This is a genomic window from Vibrio sp. 1F169, assembly GCF_041439605.1.
Lineage (GTDB): Bacteria > Pseudomonadota > Gammaproteobacteria > Enterobacterales > Vibrionaceae > Vibrio > Vibrio tasmaniensis_A.
The window spans coordinates 1-21936 of record NZ_JBGOOI010000059.1; the positions used below are offsets into that span (position 1 = coordinate 1).

Consider the following 21936-nt stretch of genomic DNA (forward strand, 5'->3'; position numbering starts at 1 on the left):
ACCATATCACTTACTACCGTTTTTGTTTTGAGTTCCCGCTAATCCGCGATGAACCAAAAGTTATTCAGGCGCGGCTAAATTGGGAGAGTCATTGACACATCTTTGTCCAATAGTGTGTGAGCGCCGTTAATTTCGATGACTAGAATGCTCGACCCTCGCAATACTTGAAATAATAACAGATAAACAAAGCTTGACCTCAATGCTAAGTATATGGTCATTTGAAGGCTCATTAGTTCATATCTTTTGTCGAAGTAGAACTCAAAATCACACTGACATCTCTACCGATGGGCTTGTAAATTTCATGGGGTTTCAGATTAGTTAGTTGTTTGGCGATCTTTTAGGATGACGTTTAATGCATCAGTAGCTAATTCAGCATCACGTAATTGTCTTGTTCTAACAATATGCTTTAATACTCTGCCCTTCAGGTCAGTTAATGATACTACGTACCATTGTTTAAATTTTCGCTTCCAACTTAATAACTTTACTTCTTCTATTTGATTGTAGTAAACGCGTTCACCAACATTTCTTGTTGTTGTATTACTTGAAGCAATTACAACTGCATTACTATTACCAAAACTTGTACCAGTACCTACTGACTTTGACACAGTACCGAAGTCCCAACCGATATAATGTTCAGTCATAACAAAGTAATCTGGTTTCCAGTTACGGTGCTGTGTCATAACCATCTGCTCTACAACTACATATGCCTGTTCTAATGACATATCTTTTGGTTGATAAGCCATTGGTACTGTTCCGCACCCTGATAAAGTCGCCACTAATAGTAAACTCAATAGGTAACGCATTATTGTACTCCAAGTGTATTTGATTGAGGCATTCTCATATCCTTAATTATGCCATCTTTCAAACGCTTATAAAGTGGTTTAAGTAATAGTGAGCTTAGTGAATTGGACATTTAGCCACAGGATTGGAGTGGGTAAGTAAAACTGGGAATTTAAATCAATAGCGCTTATCCGAAGTCTCATTTTCCGCTGGAAACCGAAACACGTCTTCGTCAAATTCCGTGCTAGCAGGTACCAGGATATTCCGTGATTGTTAAGTTCGATGAAGGGATAAAGCCTTCAAATCAACCTAAGTATGTTTTGAGAATGTGATTAAAAAGGCTGAATCAATAAATTGATCAGCCTCTATCGATTTATTCCATTAAAGGTAGCGGCTTCTTAAATGATCTTTGAAGTATTGCGCATTCAAGGTTTCACCCGTTGCGCCTTTCACCAAATCATCGGTGCTCAGCAGGCTGCCCTTGCTCCAAATATTCGATTCTAACCAAGTGAAGATAGGTGATAGATCACCACTTTCAATCACAGAGTTCACATCCACCGTTTTCTTCATTGAAGCCATGAACTGAGCCGCGTACATCGCACCTAGTGTGTAAGAAGGGAAGTAACCGAATGCGCCGTCTGTCCAGTGGATGTCTTGCATACAGCCGTTAGTGAAGTTGCCTTGAGTGCTTAAACCAAGGTATGACTGCATCTTAGTGTTCCAAAGTTCAGGGACATCGGTGTGTTTGATTTTGCCGTTGATCAAGTCACGCTCAATCTCGTAGCGCAAGATAACGTGTGCAGGGTAGGTGAGCTCATCAGCATCCACACGGATGAAATCTTTCTTCACGCGAGTGTAGATCTTCTGGAAGTTCTCTTTTTCAAACTCTGAGCCAGAGAATTGCTGCCCCGCCAAGTTTGCTAAGTGTCCAATGAACGGGTCACTGCGGCCGACTTGCATCTCGAAGAACAGAGATTGAGATTCGTGGATACCCATAGAGCGCGCTTCGCCCGCCGGTTGGCCTGCTAGGTGTTTTGGTAAGCCTTGTTCGTAACGCGCGTGCCCTGTTTCATGCACTATACCCATTAAGCTTTGAACGAACTCCGCTTCGTCGTATCGGGTTGTGATACGCACGTCTGAAGGCACGCCGCCACAGAATGGGTGAACACTTTCATCCAATCGGCCGTGTTCAAAATCGAACTGAAGCAGCTTCATCACTTCTAAACCAAGCGCTTTCTGTTTCTCGGTCGAATAGATGCCAGATGGCGCATTAAATTGCTCGCTCGACTGCTTTTCGATCACTTCATCAATCAGGTTTGGCAGCCAAGTTTTAACGTCTGCAAACAAGGTATCAAGCGAAGCAGAGCTAGTACCCGGTTCATAGATATCCAGCATGGCATCATAAGGCGTTAGATTGGCTGCGTCTGCGCGAATCTGCGCTTCTTCACGAGATAGCTCAACCACTTCACGCCAGTTCTTTTCGAATCCAACCCAGTCGTTGTTACCACGTTGGCTGCGCCATGCATGTTCACATTTTGAACCTGCTAGAGATTTCGCTTCCACCAGTTTTTCTGGAAGTAGGTTAGCTTGTTGCCACTGGCGTTTAATTTCGCGCAGAGACGATTGTTGTTCGTTGTTCAGCGCTTCGTTTTCAGCGTCTGCAATCCAATCTCCAAGTTGTGGTTGCGTCATCAACCCGTGAATATGAACTGAAAGCTCGGCCATCGCTTCGCTACGTGCTTGGTTACCACCTGCAGGCATCATTGAAGCTTGGTCCCAACCACAAATCGAGGCTAGGTGTTGAAAGCGTGAACATTTTTGAGAGTGCTCGACTAGTTTTTTGAATGCGCTCATTTGACTACTCTTAATTTGGTTTCTGTAAATGATCCTTAGGACTGCGTCAGCGTTAAGGTTCATCTCTCATGTACTTTGATTAGGGCTCTACTTTTAAAAGACGCTGACCTTCGGAGTCGAAGATATAGCGAGAAAAGCATGAGGCGGTACGATGCCTTGAATTTACTATTTCTTAACAAATTAAACTGTTCTATTGTGCACAAAATCAGTGAGTTGTATAGCTGGTGGCAATTGTTGCTTGCGAATTGTTCAGATACACGGTATTGATGATAGATCGCTGAACAAGAATGACAATGATATGGATATTTTGAACTTTGAGGCATTTCTAATTGCCATCACTATTTTAACGCTAACGCCGGGTTTAGATACGGCATTGGTAATTCGCAACACGAGCCGTTCTGGCTTGGCTGACGGTTGTATGACGAGCTTTGGTATTTGTAGCGGCTTATATGTACACGCGTTTTTCTCTGCTGTGGGTATTTCTGCAATCCTCGCTCAATCAGCTGAACTTTTTCAAGCCGTTAAGATGGTGGGTGCGGTTTACCTGATCTGGCTTGGCTTAAGCAGTTTACGAGCTTTGATGAAAAACGGTGGCGGTTTGAAGGTGGGTGAACAAGCTCAGCAAGCATACAGTGCTAAGCGTTCTTTGCGTGAAGGCTTTTTATCTAATGTGCTGAACCCAAAAACGGCAGTTTTCTATTTGGCCTTTTTACCTCAGTTCGTCAACCCTGAAGGTTCGCCTTTATTGCAATCTATGTTGATGGCTTCGGTACACTTTATGATTGCGATGGTGTGGCAATGCGGTTTGGCAGGGGCACTTAACTCGGCTAAAAACTTGCTTAAGAATGCGAGCTTTATGAAGTGGATGGAAGGCGTGACGGGCATGGTGCTGGTGGGGCTGGGTGTGAAGCTTTTAATGGAAGAACCTAGCTAAGTCATAGTGACTTAGTTTATTGGAATCTAAATCACTGGCACATAGCCATTAGTTTTATAATAAAACGCCCGCACATTATTGCGGGCGTTTTTGATCGCTCAATTCTTATTATGCTTTAACTGCTTCGCAATCCTTTGAGGAAGTTAACGGTTTGAAGAATAGCTTGGTTTCTTCGATAACAACATGGCGCAGTAAGATAAGCCCAATTAGGTTCGGAATTGCCATTAGGCCGTTCACGATATCCGCCATTATCCAGATCATGTCGAGCTTTAAGAATGCACCAGAAGCAACCAAGGCGATGAAGATAATCTTGTAAGGCAATACTGCTTTGGTACCCAGCAAGAAAACAACACAGCGCTCACCGTAGTAGTTCCAACCTAAAATTGTTGTAAACGCAAAGAAGATTAAGCCAACAGAAACCAACATAGGGCCAAGGGTGTCTGCATTCAAACCAACAGCGAACGCGTGAGTGGTCATCGCAGCGCCAGAAAGGTCCGTCTGCCAAGCGCCTGTTAAGATAAGTGCCAGACCTGTCATCGTACAGATGATGATGGTATCGAAGAAGGTGCCTGTCATAGAGACAAGTCCTTGCTTCACACATGAGTCTGTTTTAGCCGCTGCTGCAGCCATTGGTGCGCTACCTAGGCCAGATTCGTTCGAGAACACGCCACGAGCGATACCTGATTGGATAGCAAGCATGATGCTCGCACCAAAGAAACCACCAGTTGCTGCTGTGTTGGTAAACGCAGAAGTCACAACAAGGGTAATGGCATTCAGTAGTTGGTCTGCATTTGAAATCAGAACGCTTAAACACGCGACGACGTACATCACCGCCATCGTAGGAACGACTTTCCCTGCTACTTTAGCGATAGATTGAATACCACCAAGGGTTACAACCGCCACTAGTATCGTGAGGACAACCGCTGACATTTCACGTGAAGCGCCAAATGAGATTTGAGTTGCGTCTAAGATAGCGTTTACTTGTGGGAAGGTACCGATACCGAAGCAAGCAACACCGAGCGCGAAGACAGCGAACATGACAGCTAAGATTCGAGAGCCCACACCGTATTGCAGGTAGTACATTGGGCCGCCAACCATTTCGCCATTGCTATCGGTTCTACGGTATTTAACAGCAAGTAGACATTCTGCGTATTTGGTCGCCATACCAAATACAGCGGCAAGCCACATCCAGAATAGGGCGCCAGGGCCACCAATCTTGATTGCGGTCGCTACGCCTACAATATTGCCTGTACCAATCGTTGCGGAAAGCGCTGTACACAAAGCGGCGAAGCTTGATACGTCACCCGTACCGGATTTGTCTTTGCTGAACACCATTTTTAGCGCGGTTGGGAGGTGTCTAAACTGGAGTAAGCCTAAGCGAAAAGTAAAATAGATACCTGTACCCACTAGCAGAATAAGTAGTGGTGGTCCCCAAACGAATTGGTTGATGGTTTGTAGTGTAGCTTGTAGGTGGTTCATAGATTCCCCTTAATAAATATAAAATTTAAGGAGAAGAGGGAAGGCAGTGCAGATCACAGGGATCGGGAGCACTACTTAATACATACGGATTTCTAGATAGAATTCTTTTGTTAATTAAGGCTGTTGCTTTCCACTCCTCTGTCCTTTTGCCTGAGAGTTTCACTTAGCGAATCACTTATAGATAAGTAACGGGCACTAAGCTTGCTCCTTCGGCGACCGCTTGCTACAAAAAAAGTAGTACGGTTCTCTCCAGAGGTTCCTCCAACGACAGTCCTCACTTTTCTGGATTTCTCCAGCATAAAGCACCTGAAAGATTTACTTCTTCGGCGGGTTTATCTAACTAAATGTTAATATTTAGTTAAAAACCACTCTCCTGCAGTCTTCATCGGAACAATTACCTAAATAATTAGGTAATCTGTAGGCGTATCCTAGATCATATAAAATGTGATGTCAGCTACAAAATATCTGTTTGCTCAAATGTTGTTCAACTAAATGATCAAACAACGAGTCTCTGACGTAACTTGCTTATTTAAATGGTATAAAATAGAGAAACAAGGAGGAGTTATGACTCGATTAATAGCGATTGTTTTTTTATTGGCTTTGGCATTTGTGCTGTTTCGTTACCGGACAAACGAAAAACTGCAAAAATGGGTAGTGATAGTTATCGTTAGCAGCTTCCTTTTGTATACTGCCAGCCTGATGATTTCGGAGTTAACTCGTTAAGTCTGTCTGTAAGCAGATAGGATAAACGTGTTAGCAAAGCTCAAGTGCTTCTGGCTTGGGCAATAGGTTTAACTGAGCTTAAAGTATCAGTATCAGTATCAGTATCAGTGACCGTGTAACGTTAAACAAATTTTTGGGAGTACCCGCTAGTGAACCAGCAATCTGGACAAGGCGAACAAGATGAAGTGGTTGTTATTGAGGAACGCGATAAACGTAGTCAGCTCTATATCGGCATTGCTGCGGTTATCGGTTTGGCGTTAGGCGGCTTAATCGGATCTACAGTCACGGCTTCGAAGTGGGAATCCACTTATCAGGTACTAGAAACTCGTTATCAAGAACTGCGTGATAGTAAAACTCAGTTGGTGACATCAGTTGAAGAGAAAGTGGCAAAAGTTGATACCGAAATTGATGCGAAAGTAAAAGCTGCTCTAGTGAAACAGGCAGAAGAGCATCAAAAAGAACTCCAAGATTTAGCGAAACAATCTGCAGTTTTAGAGAAAGCAAACTACTCGTTAGAGCAGCAGTTAAACGAACAGAAGCAAACGTTAGAACAAACTCAACAAAATAATCAAAAGTTGAGCCGTCAAGCTGATATGCAGTCGACCCTTTTTGAACGTTCGCGTGAGCTTTTCCGCAAAGAATTACAGATATCTCAAGAGCTTGAAAAACTCGAGAAAGAAAGAGATGACATCGAACAGAATCTTGGTTCTTTGAAGAAAGCGTGTGATGTTTTCTTAGATGGTACGTCATGGGATACAAAATCTGACGCCTGTGAGAAACAGGATAATGCCAATTCCCGCTTAAGTGACATCAGACAAATGATTGAAGTTCACACCATGGATATCAAGCAGATCAAGACTCTCACTGAAGAGATGGGTCTATAAGCTGAGCGCTTAATATAGCCATATCACGACTACTTGCAGTAAGAATTTGAACGCCCACATCGCACACGTGATGTGGGCGTTTTGCGTTCTCACCCCCTAAATGGCTAAGATGCGCTTTACATTGTTATTTCTGAAATTAGTGATTAGATACGTAAAATTGATCTTGATATGTGCTTTGTTGGGTAGTTGGTGACTTTGCACGCATATTTACACGCCAGAAAATTAGCATAATTGTTATGTTCTAGGATGAATATGTGGTTTGTTGCCACTCGGTGATTAGACTATCTCAAAGGACAAAGGACAAAGGACAAAGGACAAAGGACAAAGGACAAAGGACAAAGCGATGCCTGAATATTTGTGCGAGACTTGTACCGTAGCTTATTGCTTTGATGATTGTAATTCGACATTGGCGCAACGAGAAATGATTGAAGTAGAAGAAGTCTTGGATCGTAAACAAGTAAGCCAAGATCCTGAACGGCGGCTTAAACAAGAAAATTCAGACATAAAAAATCCCTACAAGCACAGCCTGTAGGAATTTTGTACGTTGCAATACTGTTCTCGCTTTCTCAAGCAAAGGGTCTTACAAAAATTTTTAGAACAGTGTTATTCGACAATAAATTATTGACGAGTCACTATTTTTCGTAAGTTTTGATTTCGCCAGATTTAACTCGAGCAACAAATGATTGCAGTTCTTTCTTCACAACAGGCATTAGGAAGTACAGGCCTAGAATGTTGAAAATAGACATCGCAAAGATAGCTGCGTCAGAGAAGTCGATTACCGCGCCAAACTGAATCGTCGCACCGATAACAACAAACACACAAAACATCACTTTAAAAATCAGTTCCGTTGTTTTGCCTTCACCAAATAGGTAAGTCCACGCTTTAAGACCGTAGTACGACCAAGAGATCATGGTAGAAAACGCGAACATGATTACCGCTAGAGCGAGTGTGTATTTGAACACTTCTGCCGTTTCAGTAAACGATGCAGCAGTAAGCGTTACACCCGTTAAGCCAGAACCATCGAATGGACCTGTATTTAGACCAGCGATAGTGATAACCAAGGCTGTCATTGTACAAATGATGACTGTATCAACGAACGGTTCTAATAGTGATACTAGACCTTCAGTGATTGGCTCTTTTGTTTTAACCGCTGAGTGAGCGATAGCTGCTGAACCTACACCTGCTTCGTTTGAGAACGTTGCACGTTTTAGACCTTGGATTAAGGCACCAATGAATCCACCAACCACACCTTCGCCAGTAAACGCACCTGTAAAGATTGCACTGAACGCAGGACCCACTTGATCAAGATTAGAACCGATAACAATCAGAGCCATACCGATATACAGAGCAGCCATCCAAGGAACAACTTTTTCCGTTACCGATGCGATAGAAGGCATACCACCAACAATCACAGAGAAAACTAAAGCGGCGAGTACAAGGCCTGTGATGACACCGTATTCACTTGGTACATCGAATGCGTAAGTTAACATGGCATGTGCTTGGTTAGCTTGGAACATGTTACCGCCGCCCAATGCGCCTAAAATACACATTAATGCAAAACCAATAGCAAGGGCTTTACCTAGTCCACCCAACCCTCTTTCACCAAGACCTTGGCTTAGGTAGTACATTGGACCACCGGAAACGACACCTGAAGGTAGGATAGTTCGGTATTTCACACCTAAGGTACACTCACAGAACTTAGACGCCATACCCAGAAGACCACACAAGATCATCCAGAATGTTGCACCAGGACCACCAATTGCGAGAGCTGCACCCACACCGGCAATATTACCAAGCCCAACAGTTCCAGAAAGCGCGGTTGTTAACGCTTGAAAGTGAGAAACTTCCCCTTCGTGTTTGGAGTTAGGGTCTGTGTACTTACCTTTAATAATGTCTATGGCCATCCCGACACGTTTAAATTGAACAAAGCCAAAGTAAACAGTAAAGATGATCGCAGCGAGCAGTAACCAGCCAACAATAATTGGGAAGTTTGCTTCACCTACCGGTACGCTTTTAAATATCAGTCCAACGAACCAACCTGTATATTCGTTGAAAAAACCATCAACACTTTGACTTAAGTTACTGATAGCTTGATTAAATGATCCTTCTTCTGCAAATGCACTGGAACTAAATAATAATATAAACCCAAAAAATAATTCACGTATGTTTTTCATGGTTTTCCCTGTCTTTTTATTAAATTATGTTTGTTGCTGTTGTGTTTTTTCTATTTGATTTTTTACATTTCAGCGACTTATTTATTGCAATTCGACGGCAACATAAACGGCTGTAGCTAGGTCGAAAAATGAAATAAATATGAGTACTGATCTTGCTTTGTATGGATATCCTTTTGGTATGTGAACCAATAAGACTATGGTATTCGGCCTACCAAGCCCTACTGATAATCCTATACATAAAAATAATACCCTCAAAGAAATTTTTACAATAAATTTACAATTGTTCGGGTTTTGTCATTGTTTTGGAATAAGTCGATGCTTTTTAGGTTGCAAAAGGCATATGCAGTAGCGGTTATAGCGACGGGCTAAGGTGAAGTATAGTGCGGGATCACAGGGAAGTCGGCGAATTTGAATATTCGATATGTGCTTGTGAAGTGTTTAAACAATGGATAGCTGAAGATGTAATCAAGCTAAAAGACATTAAAAAAGCCCTTTATCAGAGCTTTGTTAATGGTTTCAATGAGCGTGAGGTTTAGTGCGTGACGAATAGAGACTAGAGTTAAACAGAGCCAATGATACGTTTACTCGATTTGTGGTAAAGCTTAAGTGCGAGTAACGAGCCCCATAGAGCGACTTGTATCCATAGCAATGTCCATTGAGACGCTACCTCTTGCCAAGATGCCCCCATCTGATTGAGCGCTAAAAAACCTTGGATAGCGGGTGTGCTTGGGAATAACTGTGACAGCAGTACTAACCATTCAGGCATCATTTCAACAGGCCAGATAAAACCTGAAGAGAAGATCAGCGGCATTGAACTGATTAACACCACAACCGTGACTAACTCTCTTCTTGGCACTAGCTCACCAATAAAAATCCCGATCAAACAACTAGCCAATAAGAAGGGTAGCAGTAAGGTCAAAATGTTTGTTATGGAGGCAAGCAGGTTAATGCCATACATCGAAAAGCTCGCGCCGAAGTAGTACATCGACAACAAGTAATATATGCCGACTAAGGTACAGCAGCGAGCAAGTATCAGTTTCTCTGGAGAGGTCTTACTCCAATAGCCAAACGTCGATTGAGCGTTTTGGGTCGCGCCAACTAAACCAGAAGCCATGGCTAAGGTTTGTTGCAGGATCAACACAAAGACGGCTGGAACCACGTAATCAATGTAGCCCATGCGACTATTGAAGGTTGGTTTTAGGTTCAAGCTGAATGCACTGTAGCCTTTGGCTGCGGATTCTAACGGCACACCTTCAACTAACAAGTGACTGACCTTTACTTGCGCAGCTAACGTGCCGCCTGCCTTGGCAAGCCCTTCAACAATGGTTCCGTAGACCAAGAAGTAAGATGCATCACCAGCGTAAGAAAGCGTCGGGCTCTTACCTAGGAGCAAGTCTTTATAGAAGTTCTCTGGGATGACGAGGAACCCACCAATCTCTTGATTAAGAACAGCTTGCTTAGCATCGGCGATGGTGGAGTCGCGGCGTACCAAGTCAATTTGAGACGTGGCATCGACCATTCTTTCTAACTGGTAGCTGCTTTGGCTCTTATCCAAGTTCACAACGGAAGCTTTAAGCTGTTGAGGAACTTGATTTGCGTAAGGCAGCGGATACAAGAATGAATAGAAGACCACACCACCAAATACCGTTAGAAGTACAACAGGGTTGCGAATTACCGCTAAGAGTTCTTGTTTTAGCAGTTGAGTAAAGCTCATTGTTTTACTCCTTGTTCTGCTTCGTTTTTAGTTTTAGCTGAGAGTGATGCTTGCATTAGATGTTTCTTAATTAATAATATAACCACCAATGTAGGAACGGCATACCACAACATAGAAGAGAGGCTGATCAGCGATTGTGCCGCGTTCACGCCATAGCTAGATTGTGCCGTTTGTACTTCGATGTAATGACTCACGGGCAATAAGCTTCTCCAAATTTGAGCTGCCGTGTTCATGTCTGTCACCGGAAAGGTAATGCCCATGAATGCAAAGCTTGGCGCTGTAAAGGCGCCAGCGAAGCTCATCGCCCTTGCTGGATCAAGCGTTAAGAAGAAAAACAAACACCCCATGATGATACAACTGATGACGGTAAGCAGTTGGGCAATGGTTAATGCCACAAAACTGCCGTTAAACGGCCAGTCTAAGAGGACATAGAACCAAAAGCTAAACGCGATACCAAACATCAAAAACAAGACAAGGTAGGGCGTTAGTGTTGATGTTAGTGATTTCATCGGGGCGTTGGATAACCAAGCATGAAGACCACGAGCTCTAACGTTCGCCGTCAAAACCAATATCGTGCCCACCACAATCATGATCTGCCATAGAGCCGGAATAACCGCAGACACTAAGAACTGAGCATAGCTGGTGTTCTTGTTAAACAGTGGCGTAATCTGGCTTTGTACCGTTACCGCTTGCCCCAATGCAGATTGTACCGTGATATCACCGTGTGAAAGCTGTTTAACCACTTCGAGTTGCGCGTTGAATGTTCCTTGAGCCTGCAACAGAGCCGAGTTCACCAGTTTGCCGATCAAGATAAATTGGCTGTTGTAGAAAACGGACACTTGCGGGTTCAAGCCTAGGAAAAGGTCTCGGTCAAAGTGTCTTGGTATCACGACATAACCATAGATATCGCGTTCAATCATCGCTTTAGCCGCTTCACTCGCCGAGCTGTATTTCTGAGTCACTTGTAGGGTAGGTGACGCATCAACAAGGCGCGTGAACTGTTGCGAGATTTGACTGTGTTCAAGGTCGACAACCGCAACCGGTAAGTCGCGAGCGATCCCTTGTGAAAAAATCAGCCAGATACTGGCAGTAAGCAACAACGGAATCCAAGTTAGGCAAGACAACAACCATTTGTCTTTGCGGACAATCGCCCACTGCCTAAGCAATGTATTTTTCACTTGACGGTGCTCCGGTGATTGCGTGCCTCTAGATTGCGAGGCTGTAGATCGAGAGCTTATAGAGCGAAAGTTAGCAGACATACGTCACCTAAAGCTCAACCACTAGGCTCATGCCCATACGCAGTGTTTCGTTGGTATCGACAGGGTGCGCTTCTACTTCAAAAGTGCGTAAGTCGAAGCCTTGTGCTGCGTCTGTTGAACGCCAAGTCGCGAAATCACCCATTACGGCAATGTGAGTCACTTGGAAAGTTAATGATCTATCCAGAGCTGGAAGGTAAGCTTCAAATTGGCTGCCTTTCTCAAAATGTTTCAACATATCTTCACGTACATTGAGCACCGCCCATGCATCTTTAGTGTCAATCACGGTCACAACAGGGAAACCTTGAGGAGCTAACTCACCGCTACTTAATAGTACTTGAGCCACTTCACCACTAAACCAGCTGTGGATCTGTGTGTCTTTTGCGTAAGCTTCAACTTCCGCTACTGCGCCAGCTGCCATTAACGCTTTTTGAGCGGCTGCCACTTTGGTTTCGTCACGAGCACCTTCTTGTGCTAATTGATACATTTGGAACGCAGCGCTTTCAGTGTACTTCGCCGCTTGCCACTGTGTTTTGGCTTCATCACGTTTTTGCTCGGCAACCACGCCATCGTTATAAAGGTTGTTTACACGTTGGTAAGTTTTATCCATGAGATCGGCCGCTGCTTTGGCTTTCAACCATTGGTCTTTAGCGGCTTGGATTTGCTGAGTACGCGCGCCATTCTCTGCTTGTTTTGCTAATGCACCAGCGGCTTTTTGACCGGCTTTTGCTTGCTCTAATTTAGCGTCAATTTCTGGGCTAAGTAGGGAGAAGATCAATTCGCCTTTTTCAACCGAATCGCCTTTACGCACGAATATTTCATCAATTCTGCCGGGTACTTTCGATGAGATGCTGTATTGCTGCGCATCTATTTGACCTTGAAGCTTAACAGGCTGTGGTTGGTACGCTTGGTAAAAGCCGTATCCAACCCAGCCAATAATGCCGATACCAACCAGAGAGAGAATAAATGGCTTAATAGGTTTCATGAATTATCCTTTTGACTGGCTAGCGGTGTCTGCTTTTGAATCGAAGTCAGACGGGACAGAAGACGTTAAGTAACTTGAATAAGCATTCATTTCACTGGTGAGTGCTAACAGCTTATTAAGAGAAATTAGGTATTTGAATCGAGCAGCAGATTGCTGTGTTTTAATGCTTGCAAGATAAAGCTCAGCATCAACCACTTCTAACGAATTGGATAACCCTTGAGTGAAGGCTTTTTTACGAAGTGAAAGGTTTTCTTGAGCTAAAGACAGACTTGAGTTGAGGCCTTGAACTTCTTCAATTGCTTGGTTCGCTTCAAGATAGGTCTTTTGTACCAAAACGGTTAAGTCTTGCTTGGCTTGCGACTTAAGAAACTGGACTTGAGACACGGCGCTATGAGCGGCAGCGACTTTGTCGGAACGACCTGACGTGTCAAGTAGCGGTACATTCACACCAATACCGACTAACCAATCGGGTTTCATTTCACTGGCTAGCGAGTCATCTTCGTACAGGCTGTAATCACCGTAAAGGTAAACTTCTGGGTAGTATTTGCCTTTTTCAGCCTTGATCAAGCTACTCGCTTGTTTCTCTTTTGCTTCAAGGATTTTAAGGCCTGGGTAGGTCATGAGGGTTTGATCAACAAATACGTCCATATGAGGCAGGTTTTTGTTGATAAAGAGTTGTTCTGAAGGTTCGACACTTTGGCTCTGACCAAGGATCTGAGTCAGTGCTAATTGAGCAATTTTGAGGTCGTTCTGCGCTTTGGTTCGTTCAACAACGGCTTTATCCAAAGAAGCATCCGCCTGCAGACGTTCTACTCGAGCAATTTGTCCTTGCTGTTCAAGCTTGATGGCGAAATCACGATGCTGAGTTAAGCCAGCTTCAACGGCTTGACGTGTTCTCACGACGTCTTCCGCTAAGATCACTGAGAAGTAATATTTACTTAAGTCTTCGTAGCGAGCCTGTTTCTCCATCAGCAGTTGGCTTTGCGCTTCTTCGCTTTTACCTTCGGCAGCAGTTTGCGCAGCGGTAATTCGTCCGCCAGTAAAGATAGGCCAAATAGCACGGATGGAAGAGCTGAAGATGTCTTGTTCGGTGATGGTTGAGGTAACACCGCCAAGCCCACTTAATATAGGCTGAAGAATACCTCCAACTGCACCTAAATTTGGCACGCCGCTTAAGCTATTTTTGAACTGTTCACCATTAATTGTCACATCACTATCAAGGTGCGTGTAGTTAGCCCCCAAGGTGATCGAAGGTAGATTAAGGCTGCTTGTTGAATTCTGAAGGTGTTGATAACGCTCAACGTTAGCTTGTTGAGCTGCAAGTGAGTTGTTGTTCTCTTGCAATATTTGCCACGCTTCAGAAAAAGTGAGCGGGGCAGAGAAAACTGGCGAAGCAAATGTGCCGAGAAGCATACTGGCGAGCGCAAGGTGTCGGAATTTTGGTTTGGTCATCTGCATTAAATACCATTTAGAGTATTAGCTCTAATGCTAACAGGGTGATAGTCATTTGTCTTGAGATGATTGTCTCACAGGATTATAAACCCTCATAACTCGTTAAGTTAATGTAATAAAGTACGTGATGCGAGCAACAAAGATCACTGAAACGAAAAGAGCACGACAAAGCGTGCTCTTTAAGTTCAGTATAGAAGTGTTCTTACAAAATGAAGTGGCTTATTTAAAGCTAGGACAATGGTGATCGGCGCGCCACACCAATTGTCTTGAACCTTGCATTGTTTGTAATAAATCTCTACCTGACATTTGCGGGAACGCTAACAATACCTTGAGATCAAGAGGAGAGGTTCCGTCTTTCTCATAGGCTCTTACATGAGTAAAAGTCGATTGTAAGTGTTTGAACAGCATAGTCTTAGTAAGACAAATTCCAAAGTTATCGCGTTTCATTGCCTGGTTTCCTTTTCAACAATGTTTATACGTTATGTTTTTTATCCTGTTTCTATCGGACGTTGCCACTGATCGATACTTCCTGCTCATCAATGTTTTATTATTGGGCGCTGATTTATCAGTCACCTCTGAGTTGTCTACCTGTCTGTCGCGTAAATAGAGATGTATGAATGAGGTTAGGTAGGTAACCTGTTTGTTCAACAATCGTAACGACGAGCGTGCAACTTTTAGTTATAGATACGTCCAGTGAGCGAAGGGTTGTTGCCTTTTTGTTAATATAAATTTCGATTTAAAGCGCGGTCTGAAAATCATGACTTATGGCTTGGCAACAACGAACTTCTTCATATGCAACTATTATAATTGTATTTATTTTAAACAACCTAAAAAACACCTAAAAGCTTAGTGATCTAGCTCAATATTTATTCGTTTATTTTGCTTTTTAAGCTAATTCGTTCTAAAAATGAACGATTAATCGAAGTGAATAACGTAAAGGGTTATCAATTAACAACCTGCTCAATTATTTAGTTGAGTAGCAGTCACAAATTCACGTACCTAGAAAGGTCATGCGATTAACTTGGTGTTAACATCATTCGTCTAACACTAGGGACGGTGGAATATGAAATGGAGCAGTATCAGTTTCCGTAAAAGGTTACTGATTATCATGACGGTCACTGGCCTTGTTGAGCTTTTGATACTCTCAGGTGCTGGTTTTTACTACATCAAACAATCTCAAGAGCAAGAGATGGGTTTGAAAGCGTTAGGTGTTGCTGAATTTCTATCTGAATCGCCACTGGTCACCAGCATTATTCAAGAAAATGGAACGTTGGATCCTAACGGCGTTCCCTACGTTCTGTCTGAAGAAACCCAAGTTAAGTTTCGTAACCTCACCCAACTCATTGGTGCGGCGTTTATCGTTGTGGGAGATGATAAAGGTATCCGCCTGATTCACCCTTATGATGACAGGCTCGGTAAACCAATGCGTGGTGGCGATAACCAAAAAGCGTTGGTATTGGGCGAGTCTTATGTGTCGACGGCTAAAGGTTCACTTGGCTTCTCTGTCCGTGGGAAATCCGCGGTTAAAGACCCACAAGGCACTGTCATTGGCGTGGTGTCGGTTGGCTACCTCTTAGATTCTTTACAAGATCGAATTGAACCTTACTTAGCCTTTTTGATTGTGATGGCCTTGCTGGTGGTTGCGGTTAATGCTGTGATTTCAAGCTATGTATCTCGTCGTTTTCAACGCGCTATTTTGGGTTTTGAGCCTGAAGAGATTGGCCGTTTATACGTAGAACTTGATGTGACCATGAGTACTGTGAAAGAGGGCATTTTAAGTATCGATAAGAGCGGTATTTTGCGTTCAATTAATAAGAGTGCCTGCGATATTTTATCGATAGACCGAGATAAAGCACTTAATCAACAGCGCCTTTCTGATGTATTGCCAGGCAGTGATTTAGAGCAGCTGTTATCAACGGGTGACACTGATCATGATGTTGAGCTGTACCTGAACAATAAGCGAATCATTGCTAATCGCAGCCCAATTATAGTGGCTGGTGAGGTGGTTGGGGCGGTATCCAGCTTCCGATTGCGAGATGAAATCAACGATTTAACAGACCAGCTCTCACAAACCAAAGAGTATGCTGATCTACTGCGTTCGCAAACCCATGAGCATCAAAATAAGCTAAACACCATTAGTGGCTTGATTCAGATGGGCGAGCTGGACTCTGTTCAACAATTGATTGGTCAAGAAACCGCTCATTACCAGAGCTTAATTGAGTTCTTAAGAGAGACGGTGAAAGATCCATTGATTGCAGGCATGCTTTTAGGCAAAACAGAGCGAGCTCGAGAGATTGGTTTGGAGCTTAAAGTTGAAGATGGATCAAGGCTTGAGGCATTACCCGCTTGGTTAAACGCAGAGGATGTCGTGACGATTCTTGGCAACCTGATTGATAACGCGTTTGATGCCACCATGATGGCAATTAAACAAGAAGGGCCAATAGCACCAGCTCGTCGCGTAATCGATGTGTCGATCAGTGATTTTGGCAATGAAATCATAGTGGAAGTCGAAGACAAGGGCTGTGGTTTGCCGAAAGACTTGGCGACCAAAGCACTCACCGAAAAAGGCGTATCGAGCAAAGCGAAGCAGAACCGAGGGGTTGGTTTGTATCTCATTAAGCAACTTGCAGATCGTTATCAAGGGCAATTAGAAATGGTTGATAACCCTGATTTTGGGTCACGCATGACGGTGTATTTACCGAAAGAAGAACAACAATAATAATTGAGCACGGAGCGATCGAGTAAAGATCGTAGTGACGGAAAAAGCATGGTTAAAGGAAGAACATAAATGAACGCCATCACGAGAGTCATGGTCATTGAAGATGATATTGCGATTGCAGAGCTTCACCATCGTTATTTAGAACAGATGGGAGGCTTTGATGTGGTCGGGATTGCGACCACACAGTCTGAAGCATTAATGCAATTGGACATCTTAAAGCCTGATTTGGTTTTATTGGATGTGTATCTGCCGGACGGATGCGGACTTGATATTTTGAACCACGTTCGTGGCAGTAATCAGGGCTGTGATGTGATTCTGATTACCGCAGCTCGAGATGTCGACACACTGCAACAGGCGATGCGCGGTGGGGTAGTCGACTATCTACTGAAACCTGTGATGTTTCCTCGTTTGGAAGCGGCACTGAAAAAGTACCAATCGCAACAACAAGAATTTGAAAGTGTGTCTGATTTGAACCAAGGCTTGGTCGACAAGATGCTGCAAGCCAATGCCAAGGCAGACTCTCGAAAGGTTTCTACGTTACCTAAAGGGATCGATGGTGTAACGCTTGATAAAATTAGAGCTATTTTCCAACAAGCCGACATTGCTGATATTACAGCTGATGAGGCAGGTGAACGTATTGGAGCTAGTCGAACCACCGCTCGACGCTATTTGGAATTTCTAATCACGACTGGTGAGTTAGTGGCCGACTTAAATTACGGGTCAGTAGGCCGCCCAGAACGCTGCTACAACAAAGCTAGAAGATAGATTTAGTGACAACAAGTCACAAAGACAAACGCGATGCTGTCAAATAAATATAAAGCCAGTTGAATAGGCTGGTTTTGCCTTTCTCTCCATTTCCTATTATTCACTCCACCGACCAGATACCGTTCTTTCTTGACTACAATGTTTGAGAATACCGATTTGCTTCACTCTCGGGCTCGGCGAACTGAGCTATCGATTAGAATTTGTTCGAAATGAGTCAATATTTAATCGATTGCTTTCACAGTGGTTGATGTAAATCAAATACTCATAGACAATACTGTCCCGAATAGAGGTGATAGCTTTCACCCTCGTTTACCAAACGCATTCTCAAGTGTAATAGGCACTCGCTATTGATGTAATAGCCAAGACCTATTATCTATTTTCGTATGTCGCTGATACCTTTGGCGAATACTAAAAACCTTGTTTTTATAGGAAAGATGATGGTAATACCTGAAAACAGCAGCATCGTTATTTTTGGTGCGTCGGGAGATCTAACTTACCGCAAGTTAATTCCTGCTTTGTACCACCTGTATGCTAGCAATCAACTTCCAGAATCCTTTGCGATTCTTGGAGTGAGCCGTACTGAGTACAGCGACGAGTCTTACCGTGAGAAGCTGAAGAAGTCTCTTCAGGAAATGGAAAAAACTGAGCCAGAGACGCTGAATGCATTTATTGAACATCTGCATTATCAAGCGATCAACACTTCAGATGTAGACGATTACGCTCGTCTAGCACAACGTCTGGATAAGCTTGAGCAAGACTACCAATTCGAAAACCATAACACATTGTTCTACTTGGCAACCCCGCCAAGCCTTTACGGTGTGATTCCAGCAAACCTTGCTGCACATGGCCTAAACGATGAGAAGAACGGCTGGCGTCGTCTGATTATTGAGAAGCCATTTGGTTACGATCTAGCATCAGCTCAAGCGCTGGATGAAGAGATCCATCATCACTTCCAAGAACACCAGATCTACCGTATCGACCATTACCTTGGTAAAGAAACGGTACAAAACCTTCTAGTGCTTCGTTTCTCAAACGCGATGTTTGAACCTCTGTGGAACCGTAACTTCATTGAATACGTTGAAATCACAGGTGCTGAGTTCCTTGGCGTTGAAGAACGTGGCGGATACTACGATGGTTCTGGCGCAGTTCGTGACATGTTCCAAAACCACCTGCTACAAGTGCTAGCAATGGTTGGTATGGAGCCACCTGCTCAAATCAATGCAGATTCTATTCGTGATGAAGTGGTTAAAGTACTTCAGTGTCTGAAACCATTAGAAGAAGATGATTTGCGTAAAGACTTAGTGTTAGGTCAGTACACAGCATCAGATGTTCGTGGTCAGCACTTACTAGGTTACCGTGAAGAGCATGGTGTCGCAGACGACTCTCGTACTGAAACGTACATTGGTCTTAAAGCACACATCAATAACTGGCGCTGGAATGGTGTTCCTTTCTACGTACGTACGGGTAAACGCTTACCAACACGTGTGACTGAAATTGTGATTCATTTTAAGAACACACCACACCCAGTGTTTGGTCAAGATGCACCAGAGAACAAACTGATTATCCGTATCCAACCGGATGAAGGTATTCAGATGAGCTTTGGTTTGAAAGAGCCAGGTGCAGGCTTCAAAGCAAAAGAAGTGAAAATGAACTTCTCTTACTCTGATCTGCCTGAGACTCAGATGCTAACGGCTTATGAGCGTCTTCTTCTTGACGCACTGAACGGTGATGCGACTCTGTTTGCACGTACCGATGCAGTAGAAGCATGTTGGAAGTACGTTCAACCGATCTTAGATTTCAAGCAAGACCCTCAAGCACTGTTTGGCTATGCTTGTGGTACTTGGGGCCCACAAGAAGCCGATGAGCTTCTGCAGCGTGATGGCCGCGCATGGCGTTTCCCATGCAAAAACTTAACAGACACGGATTACTGCGAACTATGATCAATCACAAGATCTTTGCAACGCCTGAATTAGTCGTTGAAAACCTAGCAAACGAAATGAAAGCTTACAGCGAGCAGGGTAAACCTGTTCACATTTCACTGTCGGGTGGCAGCACGCCAAAAATGCTTTTTAAGCTTTTAGCTCAAGCGCCATACGCAGAAGGCATTCAATGGAATAACCTTCATTTCTGGTGGGGCGACGAACGTTGCGTTGCACCTGATGATGCAGAAAGCAACTTCGGCGAAGCGAACGCGCTACTTTTCTCGAACGTGAACCTTCCGGCAGAGAACATCCACCGCATCCGTGGTGAAGATGAGCCAAAAGCAGAAGCAGAGCGTTTCGCGAAAGAGATGGCAGACGTGATTCCAACAGAAAACGGCACGCCTGTTTTCGATTGGATCCTGCTAGGTGTTGGCGCAGACGGCCACACAGCTTCACTATTCCCGGGTGTAACTGACTACCAAGATGAGAACCTATCTGTATTAGCTTCTCACCCAGAGTCGGGCCAGATCCGTGTTTCTAAAACAGCGAAAGTTTTAGAAGCAGCAAAACGAATCAGCTACCTAGTACTGGGTGCAGGTAAAGTTGAGATCGTTAAAGAAATTCATACAACTCCTGCTTCAGAACTGCCTTACCCGGCAGCGAAAATCCAGTCTAAAACTGGTGAGACAGAGTGGTTCCTAGATTCAAATGCAGCAAGTGCTATCGCATAAGTGCGAATAGCCGCAAGGAGATAAAATAATGAAAGGTGATATCGGTGTAATTGGCCTAGCAGTAATGGGTCAGAACCTTATCCTAAACATGAACGACCACGGCTTCAAAGTTGTGGCTCACAACCGTACTGCTGCGAAAGTAGACGAGTTCCTAGAAGGCCCAGCTAAAGGTACTAACATTGTTGGTGCTTACTCTCTAGAAGAGCTAGTTGAGAAGCTAGAAGCGCCACGTAAAGTGATGCTTATGGTTCGTGCTGGTGACGTTGTAGATACGTTCATCGACAAGCTTGTACCACTTCTAGACGAAGGCGACATCATCATTGATGGTGGTAACACTAACTTCCCAGACACTAACCGTCGTGTTGCTGCTCTTCGTGAGAAAGGCATCCACTTCATCGGTACGGGTGTTTCTGGTGGTGAAGAAGGCGCTCGTTTCGGTCCTTCTATCATGCCAGGCGGTTCTCCTGAAGCTTGGGAAGCGGTTAAGCCTATCTTCCAAGGTATCTCTGCGAAAACTGACGCGGGTGAGCCTTGTTGTGATTGGGTTGGTAACGACGGTGCTGGTCACTTCGTTAAGATGGTTCACAATGGCATCGAATACGGTGACATGCAGCTTATCACTGAAGCATACCAGTTCATGAAAGATGGCCTAGGTATGAACCACGACGAAATGCAGGCTGTATTTGCTGACTGGAACAAAACTGAGCTAGATAGCTACCTAGTAGAAATCACTGCTGACATCCTTGGCTACAAAGATGAAGACGGTGAAGCGCTAGTTGAGAAGATCCTAGACACTGCTGGCCAAAAAGGTACAGGCAAATGGACAGGTATCAATGCACTAGACATGGGTATCCCACTGACTCTAATCACTGAGTCTGTATTCTCTCGTTGCCTGTCTGCACTTAAAGATCAACGTGTTGAAGCTGAGAAACTGTTCGGCAAGACTGTTGCTCCAGTTGAAGGTGACAAGCAAGAGTGGGTTGATGCAATCCGTCAGGCTCTACTTGCTTCTAAGATCATCTCTTACGCTCAAGGTTTCATGCTAATGCGTGAAGCGTCGAACGAAAACGGCTGGGATCTAAACTACGGTAACGTTGCACTTATGTGGCGTGGCGGTTGTATCATCCGTTCTGCATTCCTAGGCAACATTCGTGATGCTTACGAAGCGAACCCAGAGATCGCTTTCCTAGGTTCAGATGCATACTTCAAAGGCATCCTAGACAACTGCATGGGCGCTTGGCGTAAAGTTGCAGCTAAGTCTATGGAATCAGGCATCCCAATGCCATGTATGACTTCTGCACTAACGTTCCTAGACGGCTACACTACAGCTCGTCTTCCAGCGAACCTTCTACAAGCTCAACGTGACTACTTCGGTGCTCACACTTATGAGCGTACTGACCGTCCACGTGGTGAATTCTTCCACACAAACTGGACTGGTACAGGCGGCGACACTGCTTCTACAACTTACGACGTATAATCATTAGTTAGAATCAGTAAAGAACACGTTTGTTCTTTCAGCTGAAACTAGAAAACAAAAGGATGCCAATTGGCATCCTTTTTTGTT

At 44.0% G+C, this 21936-nt stretch carries 17 protein-coding genes and 1 riboswitch; of the genes, 8 read left to right on the forward strand and 9 right to left on the reverse strand.

Annotation, left to right across the window (positions count from 1 at the left end; all coding sequences use genetic code 11):
• Nucleotides 1–314: 314 nt before the first annotated feature.
• Together ACED53_RS17985 and ACED53_RS17990 are read right to left on the reverse strand one after the other, a co-directional pair.
• On the reverse strand, nucleotides 315–803 hold the full coding sequence (locus tag ACED53_RS17985; RefSeq protein ID WP_017101083.1) for a hypothetical protein: 489 nt from the start codon (nucleotides 801–803) through the stop codon (nucleotides 315–317).
• A gap of 358 nt (nucleotides 804–1161) precedes the next feature.
• A complete protein-coding gene (locus ACED53_RS17990) occupies nucleotides 1162–2634 on the reverse strand; it encodes a carboxypeptidase M32 (protein WP_029225504.1) in 1473 nt (490 codons plus the stop codon).
• A 298-nt stretch (nucleotides 2635–2932) separates the two neighbouring features.
• On the opposite strand from ACED53_RS17990, the gene ACED53_RS17995 reads away from it, so the two are divergent.
• Complete coding sequence (locus tag ACED53_RS17995) at nucleotides 2933–3568, forward strand: LysE family translocator (protein ID WP_017101085.1); 636 nt, start codon at nucleotides 2933–2935, stop codon at nucleotides 3566–3568.
• Nucleotides 3569–3676: 108 nt separating this feature from the next.
• Here the strand turns inward: ACED53_RS17995 and ACED53_RS18000 are convergent, their stop codons facing one another.
• Entirely contained in the window at nucleotides 3677–5047 is a 1371-nt protein-coding gene (locus tag ACED53_RS18000; protein ID WP_017101086.1) for a sodium:alanine symporter family protein, read from the reverse strand.
• Nucleotides 5048–5175: 128 nt separating this feature from the next.
• Nucleotides 5176–5310: riboswitch (glycine riboswitch) on the reverse strand.
• 609 nt (nucleotides 5311–5919) lie between these two features.
• Here ACED53_RS18000 and ACED53_RS18005 point away from each other — a divergent pair.
• Together ACED53_RS18005 and ACED53_RS18010 are read left to right on the forward strand one after the other, a co-directional pair.
• Complete coding sequence (locus ACED53_RS18005; RefSeq protein WP_017101087.1) at nucleotides 5920–6654, forward strand: chromosome segregation ATPase; 735 nt, start codon at nucleotides 5920–5922, stop codon at nucleotides 6652–6654.
• 343 nt (nucleotides 6655–6997) lie between these two features.
• A complete protein-coding gene (locus ACED53_RS18010; protein ID WP_017101088.1) occupies nucleotides 6998–7186 on the forward strand; it encodes a hypothetical protein in 189 nt (62 codons plus the stop codon).
• Between the two features lie 100 nt (nucleotides 7187–7286).
• Here ACED53_RS18010 and ACED53_RS18015 read toward each other — a convergent pair whose 3' ends face one another.
• The 6 genes from ACED53_RS18015 to ACED53_RS18040 all read right to left on the reverse strand — a co-directional run bounded on the left by ACED53_RS18015 (nucleotide 7287) and on the right by ACED53_RS18040 (nucleotide 14682).
• On the reverse strand, nucleotides 7287–8828 hold the full coding sequence (locus tag ACED53_RS18015) for a sodium:alanine symporter family protein (protein WP_009846571.1): 1542 nt from the start codon (nucleotides 8826–8828) through the stop codon (nucleotides 7287–7289).
• Nucleotides 8829–9387: 559 nt separating this feature from the next.
• A complete protein-coding gene (locus tag ACED53_RS18020) occupies nucleotides 9388–10542 on the reverse strand; it encodes an ABC transporter permease (protein ID WP_017101090.1) in 1155 nt (384 codons plus the stop codon).
• Nucleotides 10539–11801 (reverse strand): ABC transporter permease, encoded by a 1263-nt coding sequence (locus tag ACED53_RS18025; protein ID WP_017101091.1) that lies wholly within the window; start codon nucleotides 11799–11801, stop codon nucleotides 10539–10541. Before ACED53_RS18025 ends, ACED53_RS18020 begins: the two co-directional genes overlap by 4 nt.
• A gap of 7 nt (nucleotides 11802–11808) precedes the next feature.
• Nucleotides 11809–12783 carry an HlyD family secretion protein gene (locus tag ACED53_RS18030; RefSeq protein ID WP_017101092.1) on the reverse strand — a complete coding sequence of 325 codons (975 nt, stop codon included), beginning with the start codon at nucleotides 12781–12783 and terminating at the stop codon, nucleotides 11809–11811.
• A 3-nt stretch (nucleotides 12784–12786) separates the two neighbouring features.
• The gene (locus ACED53_RS18035; RefSeq protein WP_012603785.1) at nucleotides 12787–14241 is read right to left on the reverse strand and encodes a TolC family protein; all 1455 of its coding nucleotides are present in this window, start codon (nucleotides 14239–14241) and stop codon (nucleotides 12787–12789) included.
• 213 nt (nucleotides 14242–14454) lie between these two features.
• Nucleotides 14455–14682: a hypothetical protein gene (locus ACED53_RS18040; protein ID WP_009846577.1), complete on the reverse strand. Its 228-nt coding sequence runs from the start codon at nucleotides 14680–14682 to the stop codon at nucleotides 14455–14457.
• Nucleotides 14683–15343: 661 nt separating this feature from the next.
• Here ACED53_RS18040 and ACED53_RS18045 point away from each other — a divergent pair.
• The 5 genes from ACED53_RS18045 to gnd all read left to right on the forward strand — a co-directional run bounded on the left by ACED53_RS18045 (nucleotide 15344) and on the right by gnd (nucleotide 21849).
• Nucleotides 15344–16954 carry a sensor histidine kinase gene (locus tag ACED53_RS18045; protein WP_198927422.1) on the forward strand — a complete coding sequence of 537 codons (1611 nt, stop codon included), beginning with the start codon at nucleotides 15344–15346 and terminating at the stop codon, nucleotides 16952–16954.
• 69 nt (nucleotides 16955–17023) lie between these two features.
• Entirely contained in the window at nucleotides 17024–17719 is a 696-nt protein-coding gene (locus ACED53_RS18050; RefSeq protein ID WP_009846579.1) for a response regulator, read from the forward strand.
• 437 nt (nucleotides 17720–18156) lie between these two features.
• Nucleotides 18157–19659, forward strand: coding sequence for a glucose-6-phosphate dehydrogenase (zwf, locus tag ACED53_RS18055; protein WP_029222938.1), 1503 nt, complete (start codon nucleotides 18157–18159; stop codon nucleotides 19657–19659).
• Complete coding sequence (gene pgl / locus ACED53_RS18060) at nucleotides 19656–20372, forward strand: 6-phosphogluconolactonase (RefSeq protein WP_012603788.1); 717 nt, start codon at nucleotides 19656–19658, stop codon at nucleotides 20370–20372. The genes zwf and pgl overlap by 4 nt, the downstream gene beginning before the upstream one ends.
• A 28-nt stretch (nucleotides 20373–20400) precedes the next feature.
• Nucleotides 20401–21849 (forward strand): decarboxylating NADP(+)-dependent phosphogluconate dehydrogenase, encoded by a 1449-nt coding sequence (gene gnd, locus ACED53_RS18065; protein WP_017101095.1) that lies wholly within the window; start codon nucleotides 20401–20403, stop codon nucleotides 21847–21849.
• The last annotated feature ends 87 nt before the right edge of the window (nucleotides 21850–21936 follow it).